This is a genomic window from Methylobacterium sp. 285MFTsu5.1, from assembly GCF_000383455.1.
Lineage (GTDB): Bacteria > Pseudomonadota > Alphaproteobacteria > Rhizobiales > Beijerinckiaceae > Methylobacterium.
Genome location: NZ_KB911322.1, coordinates 1 through 10,508, shown reverse-complemented (window position 1 = coordinate 10,508; position 10,508 = coordinate 1). Strand labels below are relative to the sequence as shown.

Sequence of the window (10,508 nt, the reverse complement as noted above, 5' to 3'; positions counted from 1 at the left end):
CGTCGCGCTCCATGCGCGTACGGTCGAGCTCACGCCGCAGGCGGGCGATCTCGGCGGCCTGATCGGACGGCGAGGCGACCGGGCTTGGTGGCGCACTCCCCGTCGATCCGGCCGGCCGCGGCCGGGGTAGGGCCCCGTTCAGCGTGGCGCGCCACTGCCTCAGCATCGAGGGCTGGATCCCGAGCTCGGCCGCGACCTGCATCTGTGGCCGGCCGCTGCTCTCCAGCAGGGCGACCGCTTCGCGTTTGAACTCGGGCGTGAACTCGCGTCTCGTCTTCGCCATTCGACACCTTCCCCGCTCAGCATGAGCGTATCAGAGGTGTCCGCGATGCCGAGGGAGGATCACAGCGTAGTAGAAGACCGAGCCGGGCTTCAAGCCGTCGCGAGCGAGTTCGACCGCCTTTTTTGACAGCATAATCCGGATCCGGACTGCTGATCGTATGCTGGGGGCGACCGAACCCGAGACCTGCCGCGCGCAGCAGCCGATGGATGCTGGCCACGCTCATGCGCAGATCTGTCTCCTCTGCCAGGCGGTCGGCCAGACGGGCGGGGGTCCACAGCGAGAACGGCAGATCGAGGGCGCGTGGGCGCCGCCGCACCAGTTCGACCAAACGCTCGCGATAGGCGGCTCCAGCTTTGGCCGGTTTGCACGAGCGCGGCGCGTCGGAGAGGCCGTCGAGGCCCTCGGCCTCGTAGCGATGGACCCAGCGTCGGACCGTCTCGCCACTCTCGCGCACAATCGCGGCAATTTCCGAGATAGCGAGCCTCTGGTCGGCCGCGAGCAGGATCATCTGCGCACGCGTGCGAATCCGGACATCGCGCGTCGTTCGGTAGAGCTCGTCAAGCTCGCGCAGCTGATCGACGTTCAGGCTGTCCAGATGAAGGGCGCGCATCGCCGCCTCCCGGCTTAGCGCTCCAGCATACCACGAAACCTATGAGGACGTACTTAGCTCGACTCGTATGAGGCGTTTCCGCAAGGGGGTCGGTGATCGACGTTTCAGACGGGCGGGGGAGCCGGGATGTCGTGCGAGCGCCGGGCTCGCGGATCCACTCGTATCCGGCGGAACAGAACGTTCCTGACCAAGATGCCTCATGCGAGGCGAACCGGCTGAAGGCGGCGGGACCCATCTTTGGCGACGGCAGCAAACCCCGTCGAGCTCCGGTCACACGCCTGCCCCCACTCGTCCGACATGCCGTGGACCGGCCCGGCGGACGAACCTCGATCCTCAGGCCGCCTTCAGGCGCGCGCCCTCCGGAACCAGACCGGTGGCGAGATACCGCCACAGGGCGACCAGCAGCTTGCGCGCCAGCGCCACCGCGGTGATCTTGCGGATGCGACCGCGTCCGGTGCCGACCCGCTCGACGAACCAGCGGGCGAGCCCGCTGCCCGGCTGATAGCGCAGCCACAGCCACGCCAGTTCGACCATCGACTTCCGCAGGAGTGGGTTCCCAGCCTTGGAGATGCCCTGGTCGCGCTGCCGGTCGCCGCTGGCGTACGGGCTCGGCGTGAGACCGGCATAGGCGGCCACCTGCTTGCGGTTGGCGAAGGGCCGATACAGCGCCTCGCGCACCAGCACCGTGGCCAGCTCGGTGCCGATGCCACCGAGCCGGGCCAGACGCGCCACCTTCTCGGCGTCGGCGTCCGTGACGGCCGGATCCGCCACGGCGGCATCGCGCTCGGCCTCGGCGGCCGCGACCTGTTCGAGCACGAGTTCCAGCCGCCGGAACTCGCGCTCGATCTCGCCGCGCAGGCGCTGAGGCAGGTCGCGCCCGTCGCCGGTGCGCACCTCCTTCAACCGCTCCCAACGGTCGCGTCGCAGCGGCTGAAACGTGTAGACGCCCTGGGTGGCGAGCAGGCCCTTGATCCGGTTGACGTGCTGCACCCGCTCCGCGATCAGGCGCTGGCGCTCGCGATGAGTGCGCCGCGCATCCTCGCGCTCGACCGAGGGCACCTGCACCATGCGGCAGGCGGCGTGATCGCCGCGGCACCACGCCATCAGAGCCCGGAGCAGCATGGCCGCGTCGAGCCGGTCGGTCTTGGCCCGTCGCGCGCGGCGGTCGACCTGGAGGCTGCCGGGATCCATGACGAAGCAGGTGATCGCCTCGGCCGCGAGGCGGCGCTGCAGCCAGAAGCCGTCGTACCCGGCCTCGTAGCCGAGGATGATCGCGACCTCTCGGCCGGAGCTGCGCTGCTCGCGAGCCTGCAGGCGGCGCAGCAAGGCGAGCAGGCCCTCCACGTCGCCGCCGCTCACCCGGTGTGCGGAGGTCTTCCCGCTCGGGACGGCCTGGGCGGCCAGGAGCCATGCCGACTTGCTGAGTTCCAGCGTGACGAACACAGCAACCTCAGGCAGGTTTGTCTGGATCTGTTCACGATCAAGCATGGCCAACTCCGGTCCAAGGTCAGAGAACTGGAGAGTGATCCAATCTCCAGCTCCCTGCATGGTATCTTTGGCCACTTATGCGGCGTGGCAGAGGGCATAGACCCAGGGCGCTGGCAAACGGAAGCGGGGTTTTGTTCGGGCGCGTCGGCGCGGTGATGTTGCCAAAGTCCGCTCGCGCCAGATCGCATAGCGTGCGGCGGCCAGAGCATCGGCGAAGGTCGGGCGCGGTTTGGGGTACCACGCGGCGGCCGCGATCCGTTGCCGTTGGCGGACCGGGAGCCGTGCAGCCAGCAGCGTGACGATCGAGAACAGGGCGAGCAGGCAGGGCGTGGTGCGGGCGATGGCCTTGTCCGACCACTGCCGCTGCGTCTCGACACCGAGATGGGCACGCGCTTCCTGGAAGGTGACCTCAACGGTCCAGCGACGCACGAACCACCCCACGATCTGCGCGGGCTCGCGCGTCGGATCTGTGCAGAGCAGGGCCTGGGGTGGGAAGCGCGCCTCGGGATCGCGGATGAGGACCCAACGGATCGGTACGACGGGCAAGCCACCGTGCCGCCACACCGCGGTGTCCGAGGCAATCTCGATCGTGCGCTCGCCTGCCCCGTACCAGCCGGGCACCACGACCGCGTGCCAGCGCGTGTCCTTGGCCGCGAGGATCGCGGCGAGCGTCGGCAGCCGCGCGCCTTTGGTCCGCGGGCGTCCGATCGTGCCGGGCGGCCGCGGTGGGGCCGGCTCGTAGAGAGCAGCATCCAGCCGCAGGCGGGTGATCGTCGTGATGCGGGCGCGGCGCATCGCGTCGAGGAACAGCAAGGCCGAGAAGCCGCTGTCGCCCACCACCACGAGGTCGCGTGCGCGCAGCCAGCGGCGAGCCTGGAGAGCGAGTTGGCGTCCGACGTCGAGCAGAGGCTTGTGCCGACGGCCGCGTTCGCGACAGGCGCGCTCGGACGGCACCAACGCGGTGAGGAACGGCAGCGCCCAGACGCGCCCCACCCAGGGAATCGGGGCGAGCACCATCAGGCCCATCCAGCGCAGCCCGCTCGCCTTGACGAAATGGCTGTCGGAGGAGCGAACTGGATCACAGTAGATGCCCTTGGCCGCGATCCGCTTGCCGCGGCGGCGCTCGATCGTATCGTCCAGTCCCAGGACCACGGGGCCGCGTTGCGCGAACGCATCGACGAGGAGCCCGAGCAGGATACGGCTGCCGGAGCGCGGGCACCACGCCGCCCGGTTGAGGATGCGGTGGACGTTCACAAACCGCCGCTCCTGCGCGCGGCCGATGATGCGCAGGACGCTCGTCACCGTGCGCCGCCCCGGCGTCAGGATCGCGCCGACCAGCAGGATCTGAGCGTGTCGCCACGAGCGGTGGACGAACAGCGGTGCGAACGCCAGGATAAGTCCGGTGAAGCGAGCAGGCAGGGGCAGCATGGCGGTGTCTCTTGGCGGGGACGCCACCAGCCTATCCGTCACGCCCGCTTCGTCACCTCCGCCCACTCGACGCGCCGCAAATGGCCAAAGTCGAGCTTAGCTAGTGTTAGAAAAATATGAGAGCACAAAACGTTTATAAAAACACCTATATAAATATAATATAGAACCCGCAGCGAGCCGATTGGATCGAACTCGCCGCGAACTCTATTGTTTTTTGTGTCTACATCGCCAACTAATACTTCCTAATGATTGGGGCGACGGCGGGAACTTCGAATACATCGCCCTGTCCAAAGCGATAATTCACTCCAACTTTAACAAGATCGCCGGTATGCTTCACCGGGACAGGAATATCACCAAATCCGAAAGAGGGACGGAACGTAGCTACCCGCGCATCGAGTTGATAATGCATATACTCGGCCTTGGCCGACCAGCTTTTATTCAGAGCATATTCGAAACCCGCACCAATCGTTAGACCAGACGACGAATTCCGAACCGGCGCATACTGAGCTTCTGAATTCGCGCCCGAAGTATACTGGGTTATAAGAGGCCGGCCAACAGTATTGTCACGATATGTTTCTGTTAGATCCGCCCAAGCGTAACCCCCTTTTACATAAAATAGGGTTCGATCAATGGCGTATCCGACCCTGCCAGTCGCCATATAGACTGATTGAACACTAGTGTTGCAGCTAAAAAAGTAGCCAACTGGTGTCTTGCAATTCCTGCCGCCTGAGGCATTGGTCCAATCAAAATCACCAGCTACGCCGACTACAAAGTTTCCAATTTGATAATCCGCACCCAATTGACCGCCAGCAAGAATTCCTGCCGCTCTAGGCTGCACAGGTAACCTCTGGAACAAGCTAACGCGATCAAATTCTGGCACTTGTCGAGCAACATCAATTATACCGCCGACTGATCCGCCAACACTGATGCCAGTCCAGCGAACGGGCTCTGCTGTGTTGAGGATTTCCGTGGGTGCGTCATATCCCTTGCTGATAATGGGACGTCCCGCGACCTGCTCTGGGGTGAATTGATAGCGCAATCCGCCACTAATTCCCCAGCCATCGACATGGTCGCCGAATCTATAGTCACCCCGAACGTACGATAGCCATCCCGTGTTACCGAGTTGTGCAGCTATACCTCCCGAGATTTGCCCGTAAGTGCCAATTCGACTCGTGTTGATACGAATTCTCGTGTCAAGGCTGCTGAGGTTGCCCGGCACAGTCTGCAAGAAGACCTGCCCGACGGGATCGAAACCAGAAACGACAGAAGTTCTGATATTGCCTGCAAACTCGTTATAGACGCTCGCCGTTACAAATGGCTGTACTACATTTCCATCAATAACATATGTGCGACCAAATCGAACGCTTGCTCTCCCAAGGACACTGTCGAAATTTGCGATTTTCACAGATGACGGAGCAGAAAGCCCAGTTTGAAAAACATAAGACCCGGCCAAATTAAAATTGTCTATGCTGGCGCGCGAATATACAATACCAAGAGACGGCTCGACAAACCAATTCTCCTCAAAAGAAAATTGTTTTCCTACGTTTCCTGACAAGCTAAAGCTACGCCCGTCAATTGTCTGATTAAACAGCCCGTTGTTAAGAGGGTCGTTTAGGCGACCTTGCAAAAAATCAAAACGCAACTGGCCATCGGCGTAAAAATTATCCTTAGTATAGGCACCGTACAGTCCGAAGAAAGGTGTCTGAAAATTTCCATTTAGTCGCCCAGCGCCGCCAGTTGGCGATAAGCTGCTGGTTTCAGTGTATCCCATCATCACGCCAAAATGAGCATTGCCGCCGTCGATATTGAGTCGAGAAATGTCGGTGCCGACTTGTAGGCCGGAGAAATCTTGATAGTTGCGAATGCTGCACCCCCCCGATCCAGAAGACTGAGAGTTGCCATAAGCAAAGCTTCCTCGAGTGTTCGTGTCGAAAGTTCCACCGACACCACGGGCCCAAACGCCGCCACCGTTGAGACCCTGAGTTGCGCTTGAAGGAGCACCGACAAAAGCCGACGTCTGGCTCAGGAAGGCAGTGTTGTTGGTATTAATGATCGAAACCAGCGATTGCACTGTGGATCCGATGCTACTACTTGTGCCCGCTGGATCAATAGGTAGTATCAATGTAGAATTGTTGGGTAACCTAGGCGCTGAGGCAGAGTTCGGGCTAAGTTGAGCCACGACAGACTGGCTTTGAGCACCGCCGCCTACGCACTGCGCATTGGCTTCAGCCGCTAGGAGCGAGAGGACTAAACTTGTGGTCCCAAGAAGAGATACTTTGTTCATCCTGAGAATCCGTGCAGCGCTATTATCTGTGTTCATGGGACGCTCTAAGCGCTCCTTTAGACGCGAAGTTCCTATCTACATCTCATGCCGAATCAGGTTCCGTCAAAATGATTCGGCAAGTCGGCCGGCGTTGGAGCGGGCCTGTTGCGTGAACGCAACATAGATTTCATCATTGTAATATTCGGTCGGAAATTAGATTTTAAGGTCGAAAAATTGGTGACTCGAACATTGCATTATCTAGAAGGAGCGATGTTCGGTGCTTTTGTCCGTCTGTCATCGTGCATTGAGGAGCCCAAACAGTGCGACCTTCCGTCTGATCCACCCCTATTGAAGTGGTCCGCCCTTTGGTATGGCTTTTGAGCCTGGAGGACGGACGACATGGCCAAGCATCCGAAGCCCGCGGAGATCGTCGCCAAGCTCCGGCAGGCGGATGTGGTGATCTCGCAGGGCCAGAGCGTCTCCGACGCGATCCGCGCCCTGGGCGTGAGTTCAGTGACGTACTACCGGTGGCGGCGTGAGTTCGGTGGCCTGAAGAGCGATCAGGTGCGCCGGATGAAGGATCTGGTGGACTTGCCTCGAGAAAGATACTGCTGGCGAATCGGATGAATCGGTTTGAGATGGTGGGCGTTTCCGGATGAAGGCGCAGAATGCGCCGTGATCCGGGAGGTCGAGGATGTCCCTCCAACTCACGCTCGATTCCGGCGTGCCACGAGAGACCGCCGCTGTCGCACAAGCCGCATTCCCGCGCGGTCACGCCTATCTGAAGCTGCGTGATGCCCTCGGCCCGATCTATGCCGATCGTCAGTTCGCCGATCTGTTCGCCCGCGTCGGACAGCCTGCGGCCTGCCCCTGGCGGCTGGCATTGATCACGCTGCTGCAGTTCTCCGAGAATCCGTCCGACCGCCGTGCGGCCGATGCCGTGCGGGCTCGCATCGACTGGAAGTACCTGCTTGGCCTCGACCTGACCGATCCCGGCTTCGACGCCTCGGTCCTGAGCGAGTTCCGCTCCCGCCTCGTGGCCGGCGGCGCCGAGGCCCTGCTGTTCGACGCCCTGCTCACCCTCTGCCGCGAGCGCGGGCTCCTGGCCAAGCGTGGCCGCCAGCGCACCGACGCGACCCATGTCCTCGGTGCGGTCCGCAGCCTCAACCGCCTCGGCTGCGCCATCAAGACCTTGCAGGCCGCGCTGAACGCCCTGGCGATCGTCGCACCGGACTGGCTGCGCGCCTATACGGATCCGAGTTGGATCGAGCGCTTCGGCCGTCCCATCGACGACTTCCACATCCCGCAGGGCGAGGCGGCGCGCCGCGCCTGCGCGCCTGCGCGGAGGCGATCGGTGACGACGGACAGCGGCTGCTGGCAACCGTCGACGCCAAGGCCGCACCGGACTGGCTGCGCGACGTCCCCGCCGTGATGGTCCTTCGCCGGGTCTGGCTGCAGAACTTCCACGTCGCCGAACCACCCGCCGGAGGTTCGGACAGATACGGGCGGATCCGCTGGCGGACGGAGGCCGAGGGCATCCCGCCCGCCCTGGCGATGGTCGCCTCGCCCTACGATCCAGACGTGCACTACGCCAAGAAGCGCGCGACCACATGGATCGGCTACAAGGTCCATCTGACCGAGACCTGCGACGACGCCCAGCCACCGCTGATCGTCCACGTCGCGACGACACCGGCCCCGGTCGTGGACCGGGCGGTGCCGACCCGCTGCACGCGGCGCTGGCGACGCAGGATTGGCTGCCGGCGCGCCATCTCGTCGATGCTGCCTATATCGACGCCGACGGCCTCGTGGCCGCCGCGCGAGATCACGACGTCGCCCTGATCGGACCGGTGCCGAAGGACAACCAGTGGCAGGCGCGCACCGAGGGCGCCTTCACCATCGAAGCCTTCCATTTCGACTGGGATCGACAGATCGCGACCTGTCCGGCGGGACATGACAGCCTGAGTTGGCATCCCAATCACAATCTCGGTCGCACGGTCATACGCATCCGCTTCGCGACACGCGACTGCAGGGCTTGCCCCCTGAAGCCGCGCTGCACCCGCTCGCAGCGCCGCCTGCTGACCCCACGCTCGCGTGAGGAACATGATGCGCTCGTCGCTGCACTCGCGAGAGACTTTGCCGGCATTTGCAGCCGACCGGCGACGGCGCGCCGGCATCGAAGGAACCCTCTCACGCGGCGTACGTGGGATGGGCCTGCGTCGCAGTCGCTATCTCGGTCTGGCCAGGACGCATCTGCAGCACCTGCTGACGGCGACGGCGATCAACCTCGACCGTCTCGCCGCCTGGATCGACGACACCCCCGCTGCCCGAACCCGACGCTCCGCTTTCGCTCGCCTCATGGCTCGGCCAACGGCCGCGTAGGAATTCGCCAGCAGTATCTAAAGCGAGGCAAGTCCAAGCCCTAGGTAGGGAACTCATACAACCAACTGCTGTTGCTCGTGTTTTCGTCCTGAGATTGGGGTTTCCAGCGCAGGAGGTTCGCGATGGCACGGTTGTTCTGGCTCTCCGATGAAGCCTGGGGGCGGATCGAGCCGCACCTGCCGCACGGCCAACCGGGCAAGCCCCGGGTCGACGACAGGCGAGTGATCAGCGGCATTCTGCATGTGCTGAAGGTCGGCTGCCGCTGGCAGGACACGCCCTCCGCTTACGGTCCGCACACGACGGTCTACAACCGCTACAACAGGTGGTCTCAGCGCGGGATCTGGCAGCGGCTGTTCGCCAAGATCGCGGCCACAGGCCCCGTGCCAGATGAGTTGATGCTCGACGCGTCCCACGTGAAGGCCCACCGCTCGGCTGCCGGCGGAAAAGGGGGGCCTGGAGCCAGGCGATCGGCCGCTCGCGAGGCGGGTTCACGAGCAAAATCCATTGCTTGGCCGATGATCGTGGCCGACCGGTCGCGTTCGCCCTGACGCCCGGCAACGTGGCCGACATCACCATGGCGCTGCCCCTGCTGTGCGCTGTGGTGCCGCCCAAGCGTCTGATCGCCGACAAGGCCTACGACGCACAGAGCTTGAGAGATTGGCTGAAGAGCCACCGGGTGATCGCCACCATCCCATCCACGGCCACCCGGACGGTACCCTATAAGCACAGCCGGGTCGCCTACCGACGGCGCAATCGGATCGAGCGGCTGTTCGGCCACCTCAAAAACTGGCGGCGCGTCGCGACCCGCTACGATCGCCTAGCCTGCAACTATCTCGCAGCCGTCGCGCTAGTTTCCTCTGTCATCGCATGGACCTGAATGAGTCCCCTACCTAGCTTCTTCGATGCCGTGCGCAGGTCGATGCGACAGGTTCGCGAGGTCGTCGGGGCGGCGACAATCAATCCAGCGCTTCTCACTGCAACTCAGTGCATCCAGTACGGGGGTTACCTGCGGCGGGAGGAGCCGGACGCGGCCATCCGCGGGCTGAAAAGGCGAGTGCAGTCAGAAGAGCTCATCAAAAGCCGATACCTATCATCGGCCGCGCCGCCGACGAAACCGGCGCTTGCGGCGGCGCTGGGGTCGAGCGCGGCATTGCGACGGCGGGGGGTTTCGGGCGCACGGCCTCACGGATTGGCCTCTGCTTGGGACGACTCGCTTCAGGTGTCGCCTTCGGCCTTTGAACGATGGGCTTGGGCTCCGGTTTCGGTCGACGTGCAATAGGCTTCGGCTCAGGCGCGGGCGGTTTCGGTTTCTGGATGGCGACGCACCGATTGCCGCTGGCGTGCTGGCCAGGCCCACATAGAAGCGGACAGAAATAGGCAGGACGTCCTCGCAGGTCTTGAAGAATTTCTCGGGTGGGCTCAAGCGGGGGCGGCTGTAACTTAGCGTGCCGCGCGTAGCGTGCTAGCGCTTCCCGAGATTTACTGTTCCAGACCTGATCCGGTCTTTCTTCGATGCAGCCGATTCGCCCGAGTTCGGTCTTGGTCTCGCGCACGAGTCGATCCCGTGTGATTGTATCACCGGGAAAGGCGCTCTGACTGGTCGGATTGGTCGCCTGAACTGGGGGCTGGGGGGTGTTGTAGGCTAAGCGGGCCTCGCCGAGTTCTTGGCTCGCGGGCGCGTCAGTTCTCGTACTGGAAGCCTCAAGCGAAGAAATGCGCTCGGCCGGGCGGTCCGCAACCACTGGTGCTTTCGGGCCAATCATTCGACTGTTGCCAGCCGCAGAATCGGCGATCCCTTGCCGGTTTAGACCAACCATACCGTCCGACTTTTGCGCCTCGACACTTATCGGAAGCCCTGCTTTCGCATTATCCTGTGTGATGTACACGTTATCGGCGAGCGCAGGCCGACGCGCCTTCATGGCCGCCTGCTCTAACTCGGCTTCCTGTGCTGCGATCGCTGCTCGCTTGGCCTTCTCGGCCTGCTCCTCGGCGAGCGCGCGCTGGCGCGCCTCGTCGGCTAGACGCGCAGCCTCGGCGCGCTTGGCCTTCTCGGCCTG

At 63.3% G+C, this 10,508-nt stretch carries 6 protein-coding genes and 5 pseudogenes; 5 read left to right on the top strand and 6 right to left on the bottom strand.

The genetic code is table 11. From position 1 onward, the window contains the following. From H288_RS0131055 to H288_RS35415, 5 genes are all read right to left on the bottom strand, one after another. Positions 1-283: IS3 family transposase (locus H288_RS0131055; RefSeq protein ID WP_020095492.1), on the bottom strand; the 283-nt coding region annotated here is incomplete at its 3' end. Positions 284-299: 16 nt separating this feature from the next. Then, the gene (locus H288_RS34570; RefSeq protein ID WP_081636604.1) at positions 300-893 is read right to left on the bottom strand and encodes a helix-turn-helix domain-containing protein; all 594 of its coding nucleotides are present in this window, start codon (positions 891-893) and stop codon (positions 300-302) included. A gap of 333 nt (positions 894-1,226) precedes the next feature. Beyond that, positions 1,227-2,381 carry an IS110 family transposase gene (locus tag H288_RS0131045; RefSeq protein WP_043713660.1) on the bottom strand — a complete coding sequence of 385 codons (1,155 nt, stop codon included), beginning with the start codon at positions 2,379-2,381 and terminating at the stop codon, positions 1,227-1,229. 75 nt (positions 2,382-2,456) lie between these two features. Further along, positions 2,457-3,809 (bottom strand): transposase, encoded by a 1,353-nt coding sequence (locus H288_RS0131040; protein WP_020096451.1) that lies wholly within the window; start codon positions 3,807-3,809, stop codon positions 2,457-2,459. Positions 3,810-4,041: 232 nt separating this feature from the next. Continuing rightward, positions 4,042-5,880, bottom strand: coding sequence for an autotransporter domain-containing protein (locus tag H288_RS35415; protein ID WP_158684277.1), 1,839 nt, complete (start codon positions 5,878-5,880; stop codon positions 4,042-4,044). A gap of 591 nt (positions 5,881-6,471) precedes the next feature. Here H288_RS35415 and H288_RS33285 point away from each other — a divergent pair. The 5 genes and pseudogenes from H288_RS33285 to H288_RS35795 form a co-directional block, all read left to right on the top strand. Continuing rightward, positions 6,472-6,657 (top strand): annotated as a pseudogene (locus tag H288_RS33285) (transposase); the annotation flags it as partial. 109 nt (positions 6,658-6,766) lie between these two features. Next, a pseudogene (locus tag H288_RS33280) lies at positions 6,767-8,451 on the top strand (IS1182 family transposase). A gap of 122 nt (positions 8,452-8,573) precedes the next feature. After that, positions 8,574-8,999, top strand: a complete 426-nt coding sequence (locus tag H288_RS36450; protein ID WP_348529281.1) for an IS5 family transposase — start codon at positions 8,574-8,576, stop codon at positions 8,997-8,999. Further along, positions 8,903-9,328 (top strand): annotated as a pseudogene (locus tag H288_RS36445) (IS5 family transposase); the annotation flags it as partial. The gene H288_RS36450 and the pseudogene H288_RS36445, both read left to right, overlap by 97 nt. Before the next feature lie 18 nt (positions 9,329-9,346). After that, positions 9,347-9,496: pseudogene (locus H288_RS35795) on the top strand (ISL3 family transposase); the annotation flags it as partial. A 28-nt stretch (positions 9,497-9,524) separates the two neighbouring features. Here the strand turns inward: H288_RS35795 and H288_RS35790 are convergent. Then, positions 9,525-10,508 (bottom strand): annotated as a pseudogene (locus H288_RS35790) (hypothetical protein); the annotation flags it as partial.

Bases quoted from the DNA above. Each gene is read 5' to 3' on its own strand.
- H288_RS34570 (WP_081636604.1), bottom strand. From the start codon at position 893: ATGCGCGCCCTTCATCTGGACAGCCTGAACGTCGATCAGCTGCGCGAG.
- H288_RS0131045 (WP_043713660.1), bottom strand. From the start codon at position 2,381: ATGCTTGATCGTGAACAGATCCAGACAAACCTGCCTGAGGTTGCTGTG.
- H288_RS0131040 (WP_020096451.1), bottom strand. From the start codon at position 3,809: ATGCTGCCCCTGCCTGCTCGCTTCACCGGACTTATCCTGGCGTTCGCA.
- H288_RS36450 (WP_348529281.1), top strand. From the start codon at position 8,574: ATGGCACGGTTGTTCTGGCTCTCCGATGAAGCCTGGGGGCGGATCGAG.